Origin of the sequence: Cellulomonas endophytica (assembly GCF_004123805.1) — a bacterium.
GTDB classification, from domain to species: Bacteria; Actinomycetota; Actinomycetes; order Actinomycetales; family Cellulomonadaceae; genus Cellulomonas; species Cellulomonas endophytica.
This window is the reverse complement of record NZ_RWJX01000074.1, coordinates 1-17257: the sequence shown is the minus strand read 5'-3', so window position 1 is coordinate 17257 and position 17257 is coordinate 1. Positions and strand designations below refer to the sequence as shown.

The window sequence follows — 17257 nt, the reverse complement described above, 5'->3', positions numbered from 1 at the left end:
GGTGGGCGCGTCGCCCGCGCCGAGCGGCAGGAGGGGGCGTCCGCCCGGCCCCACCGTCCCGCCCGCACCGGGGGCGCCGGGGGCCTCTGCGCCGTCCCGGTGCGCCCCGTCCGCCCGGTCCGCCCGGTCCGCCCCGTCCGCCCGGTCCGCCCGGTCCGCCCGGTCCGCCCGGTCCGCCCGGTCCGCCCGGTCCGCCCCGAGCACGTCCGCCGCGGTGCGGGCCAGGTGCGCGAGCCCGCGCTCGAGGTCCTGCGCCCGCGCGGCTGGCACCCCGCGCGCGACGAGCCGCGCGCTCGCCCCCGCGAGCCCGACGAGCGGGACCGGGGTGCCCGCGGCGACCGTCAGCGCCGTCCCCGCCAGGGCGAGGCGCAGGTCCGGGAGCCAGCGCAGGTCGTCGGGGCGCAGGTCGACGAGGCCCGCAGGATCGCCTCCGAGCGCGGCGGGCGGGGCGACGCCGAGGACCTCGCGGCCCAGCGCGGCGAGCAGACCCGCGCCCCCGTCGTGGGGGCCGCCCTCCCCCAGCGCGACCGTCAGGGCGGAGGCGCCCTCCGCGACCAGCCGGGCCACCGCCGTGCCGAGGGGTGACGTGCCCTCGCCGGTGCCGGCGCCGGTCGCGAGCGCCGCGCCCTCGAGGTGCACCGCCCCCGGCTCCCCCACGCCGCGGACGACGGGCAGCGCCGGGCCGTCACCGGTGGGCACCGTCCCGGGGCGGGCGCCCGGAACGCCGGCGGCGAGCGCCGCCGCCCAGCCCGGGCCCCCGGCGCCGACCAGGAGGCCCGGGCGCTCGTCGTCGGGGGCCCACCGGCCCCAGCCCGTCCGCGCGGCCGCCAGCAGCGCCCCGGCGGACGCGGGCCCGTCGGCGGGGAGCGCCGAGCCGTCGGCGACGAGGAGCACGTGCACCCGGCGATGGTCGCAGACGGGAGCCGGTCGCCCGCGCCGCCGGCCCGGCGCCGTCTGCCGCCCGGGTCGTCGGTGAGGCCCCCTGGGCCGGGCGGGGGACGCGCCCCGGGCGTCCTGCCGGTGCGTCCGGCGCCTGTGGGACCATCGGCGCCGTGACCGCGCCCACCGCCGCCCCGCCCTCGGCCGCCCCGGCGTTCGCCGAGCCCGCCGCGTCCGCCCTCACGCTGCTGCGGCGGGGCGCCGCCCGGCTGCCCGACCTCGCGTCGGAGCGGGGCGTGGAGTGCGGCGGCGACCTGCCCGCACCGGGCGACCCCGGCCTCGTCGAGCGGGCCCGCGCCGCGCGCGCCGCCCTCGGGGACCGCGCCTTCGTGCTGGGGCACCACTACCAGCGCGACGAGGTGATCGCCTTCGCCGACGTCACCGGCGACTCCTTCAAGCTCGCGCGCGAGGCCGCCGCCCGGCCCGGGGCCGAGTTCGTCGTCTTCTGCGGCGTGCACTTCATGGCGGAGTCGGCGGACATCCTCACCTCCGACGCGCAGGCGGTCGTCCTCCCCGACCTGGCCGCCGGGTGCTCCATGGCGGACATGGCGGCGATCGACCAGGTCGAGGACGCGTGGGACGTCCTGGCCGACGCGGGCGTCGCCGACCGCACCGTGCCGGTCACCTACATGAACTCCACCGCGGCCATCAAGGCGTTCACGGGCCGCCACGACGGCACCGTCTGCACGTCCTCCAACGCCCACGTGGCGCTGCGCTGGGCGTTCGACCAGGTCGGCGGGCTCGGGGGCGACGGCAAGGTCCTGTTCATGCCCGACCAGCACCTCGGCCGCAACACCGCGGTCCGCGACCTCGGGCTGTCCCTCGACGACTGCGTGGTGTTCGACCCGCGCCGGCCGGGCGGCGGCCTGACGACCGCGCAGCTGCGCGACGCGCGCATGGTGCTGTGGCGCGGGCACTGCTCCGTGCACGGCCGCTTCACGGCGCGCAACGTCGCCGACGCCCGGGCCGCGGACCCCGACGTCACCGTGCTCGTGCACCCCGAGTGCACGCACGAGGTCGTCACCGCCGCGGACGTCGTCGGCTCCACGGAGCTCATCATCCGCACGCTCGACGCCGCGCCCGCCGGCTCGTCCTGGGCCGTGGGCACGGAGCTCAACCTCGTGCGCCGGCTCGCCGCCGCGCACCCCGACAAGACCGTGCGCTACCTCGACGACACCGTCTGCTTCTGCTCGACGATGAACCGCATCGACCTGCCGCACCTCGTGTGGACCCTCGAGTCCCTCGTCGCGGGGCGGACCGTGAACCGGGTGGTCGTCGACGCCGACGACGCGCGGTGGGCCCGGGTCGCGCTCGACCGCATGCTGGCGCTGCCCGGGTACTGACGCCGGCCCCGGACGGGCCACCCCGGGGCCGCCGGCGCGGGCGGCCGCCCTCCGCGTGCGCCCCCTGGCGCCGGTGCGCGCCCAGGGTGCACCCTCTCCGGTGTGAGCACCGGGCACGGCCTGCGGCTCGGCGTCCTCGTCTTCGACGGCGCCGAGGAGCTCGACGTGGTCGGGCCCTACGAGGTGCTCGCGGTCTGGTCGGCGCTGAGCCCGATGAAGCCGCAGGTGGTCACCTTCTCCCGCGACGGCGCCGGCGTGCGCTGCGCCCACGGCGTGCGCCTGCTCCCGGACGGCGACGCCGACGAGGTCGCGCCGCTGCACGTGCTCGTGCACCCCGGCGGACCGGGGGCGCGGGCGCTCGCGACCCAGCCGGAGCACCTCGCCTGGCTCCGGGACGTGCGCCGGAAGGTGCCGCTCCTGACGAGCGTGTGCACGGGCGCGCTGCCGCTGGCGGCGGCCGGTCTGCTCGCCGGGCGCACGGCGACCACCCACCGCGCCTCAGTCGACGAGCTCGCCGCGCTCGACCCGAGCGTGCTCGTCGACACGGAGGCGCGGTTCGTCGACGACGGGGACGTCGTGACGAGCGCCGGCGTGTCCGCGGGGATCGACATGGCGCTGCACCTCGTCGCCCGCCTGGAGAGCCCGGCGATGGCGCGCCAGGTCCGCGGGGAGCTCCAGTACGAGCCGGAGCCCCCCGACTGACCCGACCCACCCGGCCGACCCGGCCGCCCCGGTGCTCGGTGGGCGTACGGGGCGGCAGGCGCGCGGCGGTGCCGCCGGCTCAGCCCCGCGCGAGCGCGTCCAGGAGCAGCGCCTCCGCCAGGACCACCTTCTGCAGCTCCCCGAGGTGCACGGACTCGTCCGCGCCGTGGGCACGGCTGTCGGGGTCCTCCACACCGGTGACGAGGATCGCGGCGTCGGGGTAGACCTCGAGCAGATCGGCGATGAAGGGGATGGACCCGCCGACCCCGATGTCGACCGGCTCCGTCCCCCACGCCTGCGCGAAGGCACGCCGCGCGGCGGACATCGCGGGCGAGTCCGCCGGGGCCTGGAACGGCTTGCCCCGCTCGCCCTCCACGACCGTCACGCGGGCTCCGAAGGGGGCGTGCCCCTCGAGGTGGGCGCGCACGGCCGCCATCGCCGCGTCGGGGTCCTGGCCGGGGGCCAGGCGCACGGACAGCTTCGCGGTGGCCCGGGGCGTCAGGGTGTTCGAGGCGGTCGCCACCCGCGGGGCGTCGAGGCCGATGACGGAGATCGCCGGGCGGGTCCACAGGCGCGCCGTCAGCGGTCCGGTGCCGGCGAGCCGGACGCCGTCGAGGACGCCGACGTCGGCGCGGAGGTCGGCCTCGTCGTAGTCGACCGCCGGGTCGGCCGCGCGCACGAGCCCCTCGACCGCCACGTCCCCCGCGTCGTCGTGCAGCGTGGCGAGCAGGCGTGCCAGCAGCGTGGGGGCGTCGAGCAGCGGCCCGCCGTACATGCCGGAGTGGACCGCGTGGTCGAGCGCCGCGACCTCGACGGAGAGGTCGACGAGGCCGCGCAGCGACGTCGTCAGCGCCGGGACGCCGACCTTCCAGTTGCTGGAGTCGGCCACGACGATGACGTCCGCGGCGAGCCGCTCCCGGTGCGCGTGCAGGAACGGGACGAAGGTCGGCGAGCCGATCTCCTCCTCGCCCTCGACGAAGACCGTGACGCCGACGCCGAGCTCCTCCCCGAGGACGCGGAGGGCGCCGAGGTGCGCGACGACCCCCGCCTTGTCGTCGGCCGCGCCGCGCCCGTGCAGGCGCTCCCCGACGGCCGTGGGCTCGAAGGGCGGCGTGGACCAGTCGGCGGCGTCGCCGGGGGGCTGGACGTCGTGGTGCGCGTAGAGGAGCACCGTGGGCGACCCCGCGGGCCCGGGGCGGCGCGCGACCACGGCAGGCCGCCCGGCGGTGCCGTCGGGCGCCGTCACCCGCAGCACCTCGACCTCGGGCATCCCGGCGCCGCGCAGGAGCTCGGCCACGGCGGCCGCGCTGCGCTCGACCTCCGCCTGGTCGAAGTCCCCGTTGGAGACGCTCGGGATGCGCACGAGCGCCTCGAGGTCGGAGCGCAGGGCGGCGAACCCGTCCGCGGTGCGCGCGCGCAGCACCGCGGTGCGGTCCGTGCCGGGGCCGTCGGGGAGGGGCGTCGAGGGGGTCGTCACGGCCCGTCACGCTACTCGACTACCCTGGGCCGGTGTTCGGACGCAGAGGCAGCACCCCCACCCCGGAGGCCCCCGTGAGCACGTCGCCGACCGCCCCCGAGGGCCGCCGCCCGTCCCGCACGGGCTCGACGAGGGCCGGCGCCGGCGCAGCGGGCACCGGTACCGGTCCCGCTGCCGGCACCGCCGCCGGGACCGGTGCGACCACCGGGCCCGCCACCGCGGCCACCGCCGGCGCGGGCAAGGGGCGGCCGACCCCCCGGCGCAAGGTCTCGCAGGCCGCGAACCGCCGGCCCCTGGTGCCGCTGGACCGCAAGGCGGCGGCGCGCGAGGAGCGGGCGCGCCGCCGGGTCGCACGCGACCTGGAGTACCGGGCCATGCAGAGCGGCGACGAGCGCCACATGCCGCTGCGCGACCGTGGGCCGGCGCGCCGCTACGTCCGCGACCACGTCGACGCGCGCCGCAGCCTGGGCGAGTTCTTCCTCCCCGTCGCGTTCGTCATGCTCATCCTGCAGACGGTGACGGCGACGACGTGGGCGGCGGTCGCGTTCGCCCTCACGCTCGTGCTCTACCTGTACATCCTCGCCACCGTCGTCGACGCGGTGATCCTGTGGCGCGGGCTGAAGAAGCGGCTCGTCGCCCGGTTCGGCGCGGAGGCCCTGCCGCGCGGCCTCGCCATGTACGCGGTGACGCGCACGTTCCAGCTGCGGCGGCTGCGCATGCCGAAGCCGCAGGTGAAGCGCGGGCAGTTCCCGGTCTGACCGGACGCCCACCCGCCGTCGCCGTCGCACCCCGGCGTCCACGGCGCGAGGGACGCCCCGCTCCGTGGTCGCCGTCGCACCTCGCCGTCGCCGTCGCACCCGCAGGTGCGTCACCGGCGGCGGAGTGCGACGCCGAGGCGACTCGTGTCCCTCGGGCGCCCGGCTCCACGACCCGGCGGCCCCGGGGTTCGCCGGGGCACCGTGGGGCAGACCCGACCCGGACCGCGGGTCCGGAGGCCGCGGGCCGGGTGGGAACGGGTGGCGGTCAGACGGAGGGCAGGGCGACCGTCGGGGTGACCTGGCGCCCCTCGTGGACGAGGCGCGCGACCACCACGCCCTGCTCGGCCAGCCGGCGCCAGTGCTCGCCGACCCAGACCTCCGCGTCGTACTGCGTCGTGAAGACGGGGCTGACGGGGCGCTCGACCGCCCGGCCCTCCGCGTCCTCCAGGACCCACTCCCACTGAGGCCGCACGACCATCACGCCCTCCCCCCGCCCGTCCGGGCCAGCCCCCCGGCGACCCGCCGGGCCCACGCCGGCCCCTCGTAGACGAAGCCCGTGTAGCCCTGCACGAGCGTCGCGCCGCGCTCGAGGTAGGCGACGGCATCCTCCGGGCCGGTGATGCCGCCGACGCCGACGACGACGGCCTCGTCGCCCAGCCGGCTGCGCAGCCGGGACACGACCTCCAGGCCGCGCCCGAGCAGCGGCGGCCCCGAGAGGCCGCCCGGCCCGAGGTCGTGCGCCACCGTCGTGTTCGTCGCGACGACGCCCTCGAGCCCGAGCTCCGCGACGAGCCCGGCCACCTCGTCCACCGCGTCGTCGGACAGGTCGGGGGCGATCTTCACGAGCAGGGGGACGCGGGGGCGCGCGGCGGCGGCCGTGGCCTCGTCCGCCGCGGCACGGGTGGCCTCGAGCACGGGACGCAGCGCGTCGACCGCCTGCAGGTCGCGCAGGCCGGGCGTGTTCGGGGAGGACACGTTGACGACGAGGTAGTCGGCGTACGGCGCGAGGCGGCCCGCGCTCGTGGCGTAGTCGGCCGCCGCGGCCGCGGCCGGGGTCGCCTTCGTCTTGCCGATGTTCACCCCGACGACGAGGCGCCGTCCCGCCGGCGTCGCCCGCAGGCGCCGCAGCCGTGCCGCCACCGCCTCCGAGCCCGCGTTGTTGAAGCCCATCCGGTTGCGCAGCGCGCGGCGGTCGAGCACCCGCCAGAGGCGCGGCCGCTCGTTGCCGGGCTGCGCGTGGGCCGTGACCGTGCCGACCTCGACGTAGCCGAAGCCGAGCATGGCCAGGCCGGCGACGCCGTGCGCGTCCTTGTCGAAGCCGGCGGCGAGCCCGAAGCGCGACGGGAAGCGCCGGCCCCACAGGTCCACGCCCGCGCCCGGCGGCGGGGCGAGCACCCGGGCGACGACGGCGGAGAGGACCGGGACCGCGGCGACCGCGCGGACGAGGCCGAAGGCGAGGCGGTGGGCGAGCTCCGGGTCCAGGCGCGCGAGGACCAGGCGGAACAGGAGGTGGTACACGGCGGTCAACCTACCGTCCGCGTCCCCCGCGGCCCTGCCCCGCCCGCAGCCGGACGCCGCACGCCGGACGGGCGTCAGCGGCGCACGACCCGGGGCAGCACGAGCCCGACGAGCGGGCCGACCGCGACCGCGTAGGCCAGGGTGCCGAGACCGAGGGTGCCCCCCAGCAGCGCGCCCGCGCCGACGACGGCCACCTCGATGGCCGTGCGGACGGGCCCGAGGGGCCAGCCCGTCCGGCCGACGACCCCGGTCATGAGGCCGTCGCGCGGGCCCGGCCCGAGGCCGACGCCGATGTACAGGGCGGTCGCGAGCGCGTTCAGGGCGATGCCGACCACGACGAGCGCCACCCGGCCGGCCAGGGGCAGCTCGGGCAGCCGGCCCAGGAGCGCCAGCGCCGGGTCGACGAGCGCGCCGATGACCACCACGTTCGCGACCGTCCCGAGCCCCGGCCGCTGCCGCAGGGGCCACCAGGCCAGCAGGACGAGCGCGCTCACGACGAGGGTGACGGTCCCGAAGGACAGGTCGACGTGCCGCGTGATGCCCTGGGTCAGCACGTCCCACGGCATGGCGCCGAGGTCGGCGGTCACGAGGACGGCCATGGACAGCGCGTAGAGCACGAGCCCCGCGAGGAGCTGCACGGCGCCGCCGACGTCCGTCCGCCAGCGCGCGGCACGGGGGCGCGGCCGGTCACGGGGGCGTCGGCGCGGGTGTCGGGGAGGGCCATGGCCCCAGCCTCGCCCGGAAGTGGCCTTGTCCGACAGGGCCACCTCGGCGAGAGTGGCCCCCGTGAGCCCGTCCCTCGTCGCCCTGCCCCCCGAGCGCCACGTCAGCGGGCCGGGCCTCGCGCGCATCCTCGGCCTCTGGCGGCGGCCCGGGCCGACGTACGCCGCGCTCGCCGACGCGATCCGGGCGGCGATCCTCTCGGGCGCCCTCCCCCTGCGGACCCGGGTGCCCGGCGAGCGCGAGGTCGCGGCCTCGCTCGGCGTCTCCCGCACCACGGCCGCCGCGGGGTACGACGTGCTGCGCGAGGAGGGCTACCTCGTCAGCCGCCGGGGCTCGGGCACCGTCACGGCTGTGCCCGACGAGGCCCGGGGCGCCCGGGCGACCGGCGCGTTCGGGGGCCCGGCCGTCGACGGCCTGCTCGACCTGTCCATGGCGGCGCCCTCGGCGCCGTCCGCCCTGGGCGCGCACTACGCCGCCGCCCTCGAGGACCTGGCGCACCACACGGGGGGCCGCGGCTACGAGCCGCTCGGGCTGCCCGTCCTGCGCGCGGCGGTCGCGGAGTGGTACACCGCCCGCGGCGTGCCGACGGCGCCGGACGAGGTGCTCGTCACCAGCGGCGCCCAGCACGCCCTGCACCTGCTCGTCGAGGCGCACGCCGGGCCGGGCGACCGGGCCGCCGTCGAGCACCCGACCTACCCGCACGCCATCGACGCCGTGCGCGGCGCGGGCGCCCGCCCGGTGCCGGTGCCGGTGGGCCCCGACGGGCTCGACGTGGAGCTGCTCGCCTCGACCCTGCGCCAGACCGCGCCCCGGCTGGCCTACCTCGTGCCGGACCACCACAACCCCACGGGCACGAGCCTGGCACCGCAGGACCGGGAGCGCGTGCGGGAGGTCGCCCGGCGCACGGGCACGCTCGTCGTCGCCGACGAGGTCTTCGCCGACCTGACGGTCGACGGCCCGCCGCTGCCGTCCCTGCTGGGCACCGCGGGGACGCGGCGCGCCCCGGAGCTCGTCGGGATCGGCTCCGCGTCGAAGTCCTTCTGGGGCGGCCTGCGGATCGGGTGGGTGCGCGCCCGTCCCGACCTCGTCGCGCGGCTCGCGGTCCTGCGGGGCCGCGTCGACATCGCCACGCCGGTCCTCGAGCAGCTCGTGACCGCCCGGCTGCTCGCGGCGCGGGAGGAGCTCCTGCCCGCGCGCCGGGCGGAGCTGGGCCGCCGGCGCGACCTCCTGCTCGCCGCGCTGGCCGAGCACCTGCCCGGGTGGCGCGCGTCGGTGCCCTCCGGCGGGCTGTCGCTGTGGGTGGACCTGGGCGCCGCGCGCTCCAGCGCCCTGGCCGCCGTGGGGCCGCGGCACGGCGTCCGCCTCGTGCCGGGGACGGCCTTCGGCGTCGACGGCAGCTTCGAGGACCGCCTGCGCCTGACCTTCAGCGAGCCCGCGAGCACGATCACGGAGGGCGTGCGCCGCGTGGCCGCCGCCTGGGAGGACCTCGGCGGGCCGGCCGCCGAGACCGTCGCCTGGCGGGCCGTGGTCTGACGGCAGGTCCGTCGCGCGTCCGGCACGGCCGGCTCCGGCCCGCCCCGGGGCGTCAGGCGCCCGGGCGGGCCGGACGGGTGCGGCGCAGCCAGAGCAGGCCGAGGACGGGCAGCACCAGCGGCACGTAGCCGTAGCCGGCGCCGAAGCCGGACCACACGGTCTCGTCGGGGAAGTCCTGCGGCGCGGCGAGGGAGAGCGCGCCGACGACGAGCACCCCGACGAGCTCGACGCCGACGGCGACGAGGGCCGCCCGCCGCCGGTCGGTCGCCAGCGCCACCGTCGCGACGACGTAGACGACGGCCGCCAGGGCCGAGAGCGCGTAGGCCAGGGGTGCCCGGTCGAGCTCCGTGGCGATCTGGAACGCCGCGCGGGCGGTGGCCGCCAGCGCGAAGACGCCGTAGACGGCGACGAGCGCCCGCCCGGGGCCCGTGCCGGTCGGCCGGCCCGCGCCGGGGGCGGACCGCGCCGCGCTCGCGCCGGTCACGCCCCGCCCCACAGGACGAGGACCCGGTACTGCAGGAACGCGACGGTCAGCGCGGCGACGAGGAGGACCACGGAGCTCCAGCGGGTGCGTTCGGCGAAGGCCCAGGCGGCGGCGACGGGCAGGACGAGGAGCTGGGTGAGCACGTAGCCCCAGGCCTCCCAGGGCGCGGCGACGGGCCCGTCGCCGCGCACGGCGAGCACGGCGAGCACGAGCGCCTGGAGCACGAGGAGCCCCTCGACGACCCCGCCCCCGACGAGCTGGCGCAGCACGACGGCGCGGTCGCGCGCCACGAACAGGGCCGCCCAGCCGGCGAGGGCCAGGCACGCGAGCACGACGAGGAGCGTCGCGGCGGTCATGCGGCGGTCACAGCGCGGTCACGCGCACCACCGTAAGCGGTGCCGCGGGGTGGGGTGGCGTGGGCCGGTCCGGGCCGGTCCGGGCCGGTCCCGGCCGGGCCGGGGCGGGGCGGGGCGGGGCGTGCAGCACGCCCCGGGGCGTGTCGGCGCGCCCGGATAGAGTCGGCGCCGTGACGACCACCTGCACCCTGACCCCGAAGGACCCCGCCCGGCTCGCCGTGGACGCGCTCGTCGTGGCGGTCGCCGCCGCCCCCGCCGAGGGCGGCACGCCCCAGGTGCTGGGGGCCCCGTGGCTCCCCGCGGACGTGCGGACGTCCGTGACGCGCGACGCGGCGGCCCTCGGGGTCACGGGCGCGGTCGACGAGGTGCGGCGCATCCCGGCCCCCGGCCTCGTCGCCAAGGTCCTGGTGCTCACGGGCGTCGGGCCGGACGCCACGCCCTCGCCGGAGCGCCTGCGCCGCGCGGCCGGGGCGGCGACGCGTGAGCTCGCCGGCACGGAGGCCGTGGGCCTCGCCCTGCCCGCCACCACGACCGACGAGGTCGCGGCGGTCGCCGAGGGCGCCCTGCTCGGTGCGTACGCCTTCCGGACCTACCGCTCCGCGGCGCCGGCTCCCGTCGAGCGGCTGGAGCTCGTGACCCCCCTGGCGCGGGAGGCGGCCGCGAGGGCGGCGGTCGCGCGGGCGGAGGTCGTCGCCGCCGCGGTGCACGGCACCCGGGACCTGGTGAACACCGCCCCCAACGACCTGTACCCCGCGGCGGTGGCCGAGGCGGCGCGCGCCGCCGTCAAGGCCGCCGGGCTCCGCACCCTGAAGGTCTCCGTCCTCGACGAGAAGGCCCTGGCCTCCGGCGGGTACGGCGGCCTCACCGCCGTCGGGCAGGGCTCGGCGCGGCCGCCGCGCCTCGTCACGGTCAGCCACACGCCGCCGAAGCCCGTCGCCTCGGTCGCGCTCGTCGGCAAGGGCATCACGTTCGACTCCGGCGGCATCTCGCTCAAGCCGCCGGCCGGCATGGACGCCATGAAGTCCGACATGGCCGGGGCCGCCGCCGTCCTGCACACCGTGCTCGCCGCCGCACGGCTCGGCCTGCCCGTGGCCGTCACGGGCTACCTCTGCCTCGCGGAGAACATGCCGTCGGGCAGCGCCCAGCGCCCGTCCGACGTCATCACGATCCTCGGCGGCACGACCGTCGAGGTGCTCAACACGGACGCCGAGGGGCGGCTCGTGCTCGCCGACGGGCTCGTCGCCGCGGTGGAGACGAAGCCCGACGTCGTCCTCGACGTCGCCACCCTCACCGGCGCCCAGGTCGTGGCGCTCGGCCCGCGCGTCTCCGCGGTCATGGGCACGGACGCGGTGCGCGACGAGGTCGTGGCGGCCGCCACGGGCGCGGGCGAGGACTTCTGGCCGATGCCGCTGCCGCCGGAGCTCAAGGACGGCCTCAAGAGCAAGGTCGCCGACCTCGCGAACGTCGCCGACCGCGCCGGCGGCATGCTCACCGCCGGCCTGTTCCTCCAGGGCTTCGTCGGGTCCACGCCCTGGGCGCACCTCGACATCGCGGGCCCGGCCTTCAACGAGAAGGGCGCGTACGGCTACACCCCGGTCGGCGGCACGGGCGTGGCCGTCCGCACGTTGCTGGCGCTCGTCGAGGGCCGCGCCGCCGCCTGAGGCCCGTCGGCGCGCGGTGCGGCGACGCCCGCGCGCCGGGGACCGGCGACGCCCCCCGCCCCCGCGTCAGCCGCGGGCGGCGCGCCGACGCTGGAGGATCCGCTGCCGGCTGTTCCAGTCGCGCATGCGCTGCGGGTACCCCGTGCGCTGGACGTCGTAGGCCGGGATGCCCAGCTCGCGGGCCAGGAGGAAGGCGGCCCGCGTGTCCGGGACGCGCCGGCGGGTCCACTCCCCGTCCGTGGCCACGAGCATGACGGTCGCCGGCGTCACCCGCGTGACGGGCTCGACGTAGGCCTCCACGCCCACGTGCGTCCGCACGAACTCGCCCAGGTAGGCCGCCGTCGCCTCGCGGGCGGCGCGGCCCGTGGGCAGGGCGGCCCCCGGTGCGGCGGAGCCGTCGGAGCGGCGCGGCCGCAGCCGACGTGCCATCCGGCGCAGGATCCCCATGCGCGGGAGGCTAGCGACGGGTGCTGGGAGCCCGCTGGGAGCGCAGGCACTCATGGGATGTCTGTGTCGGCAGTGTCACAGGCGCCCGTTCGCCCCCGCACCGCAGCAGGTGCCAGGATGGACGCCGAGTCCGCCCCCGTCCCGAGGAGATCCGCACGTGGCCGACACCGGCACCGCTTTCGACATCGTCGTCCTGGGCGGAGGGAGCGGCGGGTACGCCGCCGCGCTCCGAGCCGCCGAGCTCGGCAAGACCGTGGCCCTCGTCGAGGCCGACAAGGTGGGCGGCACCTGCCTGCACCGGGGCTGCATCCCCACCAAGGCGCTCCTGCACGCGGCCGAGCTGGCCGACGGCGTCCGCGAGGGCGCGCACTTCGGCGTGCACGCCCAGCTCGAGAAGATCGACATGGCCGGCGTGAACTCGTACAAGGACGGCGTCGTCGCCCGCCTCTACAAGGGACTGCAGGGGCTCATCAAGTCCCGCAAGATCGAGGTCTTCCACGGCTTCGGGCGCCTCGTCGGCCCGGACACCGTCGAGGTCGACGGGCAGCGCATCCGGGGCGAGCACGTCGTGCTCGCCACGGGCTCCTACGCCCGCTCCCTGCCCGGCCTGGACATCGGCGGCCGGATCATCACCTCGGACCAGGCGCTGCAGCTCGACCACATTCCGTCGTCGGCCATCGTGCTCGGCGGCGGTGTCATCGGCTCGGAGTTCGCCTCCGCGTGGAAGGCGTTCGGCGTCGACGTCACGATCATCGAGGCGCTGCCGCACCTCGTCGCGAACGAGGACGAGGCGCTGTCCAAGGCGTTCGAGCGGGCTTACCGCAAGCGCGGCATCAAGTTCAACCTCGGGGTCCGCTTCGCCGGCGCCACGCAGGACGACAGCGGGGTGCACGTCACCCTCGAGGACGGCAAGACCTTCGACGCCGACCTCCTGCTCGTCGCCGTCGGGCGCGGGCCGTCGACGGCGGACCTGGGCTACGAGGAGCAGGGCATCCGCATGGAGCGGGGCTTCGTCATGACCGACGAGCGCCTGCACACCGGCGTCGGCAACATCCACGCCGTCGGCGACATCGTCCCGGGGCTGCAGCTCGCGCACCGCGGCTTCGCGCAGGGGATCTTCGTCGCCGAGGAGATCGCCGGCCTCAACCCGCCCGCCATCGTGGAGTCCGGCATCCCGCGCGTCACGTACTCCGACCCGGAGGTCGCCTCCGTCGGCCTCACGGAGGCGAAGGCGCGCGAGGTCCACGGCGCGGACGGCGTCGAGGTCCTCGAGTACAACCTCGGCGGGAACGGCAAGAGCCAGATCCTCGCGACCCAGGGCTTCGTCAAGCTCGTCCGCCAGAAGGACGGGCCCGTGGTCGGCGTGCACATGATCGGCGCCCGTGTCGGCGAGCTCATCGGCGAGGGCCAGCTCATCGTCAACTGGGAGGCGTACCCCGAGGACGTCGCGGGCCTCGTGCACGCGCACCCGACCCAGAACGAGGCCGTGGGCGAGGCGTTCCTCGCCCTCGCCGGCAAGCCGCTGCACGCCCACAACTGACGCCCGCGCCGATCGCGCAGCCCCAACGCAAGGAGACACGACCGGTCATGTCGGACAACGTGCTGCTTCCCGCCCTCGGCGAATCCGTCACCGAGGGGACCGTCACCCGCTGGCTCAAGAGCGTGGGTGACACCGTCGAGGTCGACGAGCCCCTGCTCGAGATCTCGACGGACAAGGTGGACACCGAGGTCCCCTCGCCCTTCGCCGGCGTCCTCGAGCAGATCCTCGTCCAGGAGGACGAGACGGTCGAGGTCGGCGCGACGCTCGCCGTCATCGGCTCGGGCGAGGGCGCCCCCGCCTCCGGCGGCGACGCCGAGCAGGCGCCGCAGGAGTCGTCAGCCCCGGCCGCCGAGCAGTCCCAGCCCGAGGAGGCGGCTGGCGAGACCAGCGCCGTCCAGAGCGTCGAGGAGCACGAGGACGCCCCGGCGCCCACGGAGTCCTCGGCATCCGACGGCGGCGGCGGGTCCGGGGGCGGCGGCGGGGGCGGCGGCGAGGAGGTCCGCCTCCCCGCGCTCGGCGAGTCCGTGACCGAGGGCACCGTCACGCGCTGGCTCAAGGCCGTGGGCGACACCGTCGAGGTCGACGAGCCGCTCCTGGAGATCTCGACGGACAAGGTCGACACGGAGGTCCCCTCCCCCGTCGCCGGAACCGTGCAGCAGATCCTCGTCGGCGAGGACGAGACCGTCGAGGTCGGTGCGGTCCTGGCGATCGTCGGCTCCGGCGCGGCGCCCGCCGCGGCCCCGGCCGCCGAGCCGGCCGCCCCCGCGCAGCCGGCACCCGCCGCGCCCGAGCCCCGGCCGGCGTCGCCGGCCACGCAGGCCTCCGCGCCGAGCGCCCCCGAGCCGCAGTGGCCGTTGGACCCGACGGCGGAGCAGGAGAGCGCGACGGCGCAGCCCGAGGCGGTGCCGACGCCGGCCGCCGCCACCGCGGCGACGTCCGCCGCCTCGAGCGCACCGGCCGCCGCGTCCTCGTCGGGCGGGACGTCCCCGGCCTCGTCGGGCGGCTCCGCGCCCGGCGGCGCCCCGTACCTCACCCCCCTCGTGCGCAAGCTCGCGAACGAGAAGGGCGTCGACGTCGCCACGCTCACGGGCACCGGCGTCGGCGGTCGCGTCCGCAAGGAGGACGTGCTCGAGGCGGCCCGCAAGGCCGAGGAGGCGAAGGCCGCCGCGGCCGCCCCCGCACCGGCGGCAGCAGCCCCGGCCGCCGCCGCCCCGGCCGCCCCGAAGGCGCCCGCCGCGGTGCCCGCCGTCTCGCCCCTGCGTGGCACGACGGAGAAGGCGAGCCGCCTGCGCCAGATCATCGCCGAGCGGATGGTGGAGGCGCTGCACACGCAGGCGCAGCTCACCACCGTCGTGGAGGTCGACGTCACGAAGGTGGCGAAGCTCCGGGCCCGCGCGAAGGACGGCTTCCGGGCCCGCGAGGGCGTCAACCTCACGTTCCTGCCGTTCTTCGTGCAGGCCGCGGTGGAGGCGCTCAAGGCCCACCCGAAGGTGAACGGGGTGCTCGAGGGCAACCAGATCACCTACCACGGGCAGGAGAACGTGGCGATCGCCGTCGACACCGAGCGCGGGCTGCTGACGCCGGTCATCCGGGACGCGGGCGACCTCAACCTCGCCGGCATCGCGCGCAAGATCAACGACCTCGCCACGCGGACCCGCAGCAACAAGGTGGGCCCGGACGAGCTCAGCGGGGCGACCTTCACCGTGACGAACACGGGCTCCGGCGGTGCCCTCATCGACACCCCGATCGTGCCGGGCGGCACGTCCGCGATCCTCGGCACGGGCGCGATCGTCAAGCGGCCGGTCGTCATCACCACGGAGGACGGCCAGGAGGTCATCGCCATCCGGTCGATGTGCTACCTGTGCCTGTCCTACGACCACCGCCTGGTCGACGGGGCCGACGCCTCGCGCTACCTCACCGCGGTGAAGAAGCGCATCGAGGAGGGCGCGTTCGAGGCCGAGGTCGGTCTCTGACGCCCACCCGTCCACGGCCGTCCGGCCGTCCGCCGCAGGCCCCGCCCCTCACCGGGCGGGGCCTGCGGCCGTCGTGGCCGTGCCGTCGGCCGCCCCGCGCCGTCACCGCCGGGGCCGCTCGCCCGCCCTGTGACGCGGCTGACGTGCGCCGTCGTCGTCCGGCGCGGCACCCCCGACGCTCCTAGGGTGGCCACATGCGCGTCGTCGTCGCCGGGTCGCACGGCCTCATCGGGTCCGCCCTCGTCCCCCGCCTGCGCGGCGCCGGGCACGCGGTGCGGACCCTCGTGCGCGGCCACGCCGCGGGGCCCGACGAGGCGCCGTGGGACCCCGACGCCGGCCACCTGGACCCGGCGGTGCTCGAGGACGCCGACGCGGTCGTGTGCCTCTCGGGGGTGAACGTCGGCGAGCGCTACCTCACGCCGTCCCGCAAGCGCCTCGTCGTCCGCTCCCGCGTGAGCACCGCGGGTCTCCTGGCGCGCACGCTCGCCGGGCTCGCGGACCCGGGGTCGCGCGTGCTGCTGCAGGCCTCGGGCATCGGGGCCTACGGCGACCGCGGCGACACGCCCCTCACCGAGTCCGAGCCGCTCGGCGACACCTTCTTCGCGGACGTCGTGCGGCAGTGGGAGGCGGCCAGCGAGCCCGCCCAGGACGCCGGCGTCCGGGTGGCCCTGCTGCGGACGGGCATCGTGCTCGCGCCGGACGGCGGCGCGCTCGGGCGGCTGCTGCCCCTCCTGCGGGCGGGCCTGGGCGGTCCGCTCGGCTCGGGCCGGCAGTACTGGAGCTGGATCACCCTCGTCGACGAGGTGCGGGCCATCGAGCACCTGCTCACCGCCGACGTGTCGGGCCCGGTGAACATGGTCACCGACGCCACGCGCAACGCGGAGCTCACCGCCGAGCTGGCCCGTGCCCTGCACCGGCCCTCCCTCGTCCCGGCGCCGGCGTGGGCGCTGCGCCTCGTGCTCGGCGACTTCTCCTCCGAGGTGCTCGGCTCGCAGCGCGCCGTGCCCGAGGTCCTGCGCTCCAGCGGGTTCGTCCCGGAGCACGCCGACGCGGCGACGGCCGCGCGCTGGGTCGCGACGGCCGGCTGACCCGCCGCGCGACCCGGACCCCGGCGGTCGGTCACGCCGCGACCTCCGGCAGCACCTCCCAGACGCGCCACCCCTCGGCCGTCCACCGCAGGTCCAGCACGACCGTGCGGTACTCGCCCGCGGGGACGTCCGTCACCGCCCCGCCGACGGCGCGCCGGTGCGCGCCGACGGCCGAGCGCACCTCGACCCGGGCGGCCCGGTCGTCCGCCTCGACGAGCTCGGCGGCGGCGACGTCGACGCTGAGCCCGGCGACCCTCGCGTCACCGAGGGCGGTCAGCACCGCGGCGTCCGAGCGCCAGGCCGGCCCGGTGGCGATCTCCACCCCCAGCAGCGCGTCCGCGTCGCCGGCGGCGACCGCGGCGGCGCGCCGGTGCGTCAGCGCGGCGGCCGCGGCCACCGGGTCCCGCGGCGTGCCTGCCACCCCCGTGCCGGCCACCCCCGTGGCACCGCCGGACGACCCCGGTGCGGCGTCGCCGTCACGGGCCACCGCCACCCCTGCCGCCGTCGCGGTCACGGCCGACGACGACGCCGACGCCGACGCCGCACGGTCGGCGACCAGACCGGGGACCACGAGCAGCCCCGCCGCGAGGAACGCGCACGTTGGGACGGCCGCTGCCAGCGCACGGCGCCGGCGGCGGCGCACCGCGGGGGCACCGACCGGGTCCGCGGGGCCGGCAGCCGCGCCGCCGGGCCGGACGGCGCGCCGCCGCGCCCG

16 protein-coding genes and 1 pseudogene are annotated in these 17257 nt (G+C 78.0%); 8 read left to right on the top strand and 9 right to left on the bottom strand.

Annotated features, from left to right (window positions below):
* Window positions 1-900, bottom strand: a 900-nt coding sequence (locus tag EJA20_RS15510; protein WP_205687536.1) for a glycerate kinase, incomplete at its 3' end; no start/stop codon positions are given.
* Between the two features lie 152 nt (window positions 901-1052).
* Here EJA20_RS15510 and nadA point away from each other — a divergent pair.
* Together nadA and EJA20_RS15500 are read left to right on the top strand one after the other, a co-directional pair.
* Window positions 1053-2282: a quinolinate synthase NadA gene (nadA, locus tag EJA20_RS15505; protein WP_129339401.1), complete on the top strand. Its 1230-nt coding sequence runs from the start codon at window positions 1053-1055 to the stop codon at window positions 2280-2282.
* Between the two features lie 102 nt (window positions 2283-2384).
* Complete coding sequence (locus tag EJA20_RS15500) at window positions 2385-2984, top strand: DJ-1/PfpI family protein (protein WP_129339400.1); 600 nt, start codon at window positions 2385-2387, stop codon at window positions 2982-2984.
* Window positions 2985-3063: 79 nt separating this feature from the next.
* Here the strand turns inward: EJA20_RS15500 and EJA20_RS15495 are convergent, their stop codons facing one another.
* Window positions 3064-4461, bottom strand: a complete 1398-nt coding sequence (locus EJA20_RS15495) for a dipeptidase (RefSeq protein ID WP_129339399.1) — start codon at window positions 4459-4461, stop codon at window positions 3064-3066.
* Between the two features lie 32 nt (window positions 4462-4493).
* On the opposite strand from EJA20_RS15495, the gene EJA20_RS15490 reads away from it, so the two are divergent.
* Window positions 4494-5219, top strand: a complete 726-nt coding sequence (locus EJA20_RS15490) for a DUF3043 domain-containing protein (RefSeq protein ID WP_240675549.1) — start codon at window positions 4494-4496, stop codon at window positions 5217-5219.
* 265 nt (window positions 5220-5484) lie between these two features.
* Here EJA20_RS15490 and EJA20_RS15485 read toward each other — a convergent pair whose 3' ends face one another.
* The 3 genes from EJA20_RS15485 to yczE form a co-directional block, all read right to left on the bottom strand.
* The gene (locus EJA20_RS15485) at window positions 5485-5697 is read right to left on the bottom strand and encodes a hypothetical protein (protein ID WP_129339398.1); all 213 of its coding nucleotides are present in this window, start codon (window positions 5695-5697) and stop codon (window positions 5485-5487) included.
* On the bottom strand, window positions 5697-6737 hold the full coding sequence (locus EJA20_RS15480) for a quinone-dependent dihydroorotate dehydrogenase (protein ID WP_129339397.1): 1041 nt from the start codon (window positions 6735-6737) through the stop codon (window positions 5697-5699). Before EJA20_RS15480 ends, EJA20_RS15485 begins: the two co-directional genes overlap by 1 nt.
* A 74-nt stretch (window positions 6738-6811) precedes the next feature.
* On the bottom strand, window positions 6812-7375 hold the full coding sequence (gene yczE, locus EJA20_RS15475) for a membrane protein YczE (protein WP_129339396.1): 564 nt from the start codon (window positions 7373-7375) through the stop codon (window positions 6812-6814).
* Window positions 7376-7523: 148 nt separating this feature from the next.
* On the opposite strand from yczE, the gene yczR reads away from it, so the two are divergent.
* Window positions 7524-8993: a MocR-like transcription factor YczR gene (gene yczR / locus EJA20_RS15470; RefSeq protein ID WP_240675548.1), complete on the top strand. Its 1470-nt coding sequence runs from the start codon at window positions 7524-7526 to the stop codon at window positions 8991-8993.
* A gap of 52 nt (window positions 8994-9045) precedes the next feature.
* Here the strand turns inward: yczR and EJA20_RS15465 are convergent, their stop codons facing one another.
* On the bottom strand, window positions 9046-9477 hold the full coding sequence (locus EJA20_RS15465) for a hypothetical protein (RefSeq protein WP_129339394.1): 432 nt from the start codon (window positions 9475-9477) through the stop codon (window positions 9046-9048).
* Window positions 9474-9833 carry a hypothetical protein gene (locus EJA20_RS15460; protein WP_129339393.1) on the bottom strand — a complete coding sequence of 120 codons (360 nt, stop codon included), beginning with the start codon at window positions 9831-9833 and terminating at the stop codon, window positions 9474-9476. Before EJA20_RS15460 ends, EJA20_RS15465 begins: the two co-directional genes overlap by 4 nt.
* A 170-nt stretch (window positions 9834-10003) precedes the next feature.
* Here EJA20_RS15460 and EJA20_RS15455 point away from each other — a divergent pair, with 170 nt between their 5' ends.
* Window positions 10004-11494 carry a leucyl aminopeptidase gene (locus EJA20_RS15455; RefSeq protein ID WP_129339392.1) on the top strand — a complete coding sequence of 497 codons (1491 nt, stop codon included), beginning with the start codon at window positions 10004-10006 and terminating at the stop codon, window positions 11492-11494.
* Between the two features lie 66 nt (window positions 11495-11560).
* Here the strand turns inward: EJA20_RS15455 and EJA20_RS15450 are convergent, their stop codons facing one another.
* Window positions 11561-11941: an oxidoreductase gene (locus tag EJA20_RS15450; protein WP_240675547.1), complete on the bottom strand. Its 381-nt coding sequence runs from the start codon at window positions 11939-11941 to the stop codon at window positions 11561-11563.
* Between the two features lie 157 nt (window positions 11942-12098).
* Between EJA20_RS15450 and lpdA the strand changes: the two genes are divergently transcribed.
* The 3 genes from lpdA to EJA20_RS15435 all read left to right on the top strand — a co-directional run bounded on the left by lpdA (window position 12099) and on the right by EJA20_RS15435 (window position 16542).
* Complete coding sequence (gene lpdA, locus EJA20_RS15445) at window positions 12099-13481, top strand: dihydrolipoyl dehydrogenase (protein ID WP_129339391.1); 1383 nt, start codon at window positions 12099-12101, stop codon at window positions 13479-13481.
* 47 nt (window positions 13482-13528) lie between these two features.
* Entirely contained in the window at window positions 13529-15454 is a 1926-nt protein-coding gene (sucB, locus tag EJA20_RS15440; RefSeq protein WP_129339390.1) for a 2-oxoglutarate dehydrogenase, E2 component, dihydrolipoamide succinyltransferase, read from the top strand.
* Between the two features lie 194 nt (window positions 15455-15648).
* Window positions 15649-16542, top strand: coding sequence for a TIGR01777 family oxidoreductase (locus EJA20_RS15435; RefSeq protein ID WP_129339389.1), 894 nt, complete (start codon window positions 15649-15651; stop codon window positions 16540-16542).
* Between the two features lie 31 nt (window positions 16543-16573).
* On the opposite strand, the pseudogene EJA20_RS15430 reads toward EJA20_RS15435, so the two are convergent.
* A pseudogene (locus EJA20_RS15430) lies at window positions 16574-17257 on the bottom strand (hypothetical protein); the annotation flags it as partial.

Bases quoted from the DNA above. Each gene is read 5' to 3' on its own strand.
- EJA20_RS15485 (WP_129339398.1), bottom strand. From the start codon at position 5,697: ATGGTCGTGCGGCCTCAGTGGGAGTGGGTCCTGGAGGACGCGGAGGGC.
- EJA20_RS15460 (WP_129339393.1), bottom strand. From the start codon at position 9,833: ATGACCGCCGCGACGCTCCTCGTCGTGCTCGCGTGCCTGGCCCTCGCC.
- EJA20_RS15450 (WP_240675547.1), bottom strand. From the start codon at position 11,941: ATGGGGATCCTGCGCCGGATGGCACGTCGGCTGCGGCCGCGCCGCTCC.
- sucB (WP_129339390.1), top strand. From the start codon at position 13,529: ATGTCGGACAACGTGCTGCTTCCCGCCCTCGGCGAATCCGTCACCGAG.
- EJA20_RS15435 (WP_129339389.1), top strand. From the start codon at position 15,649: ATGCGCGTCGTCGTCGCCGGGTCGCACGGCCTCATCGGGTCCGCCCTC.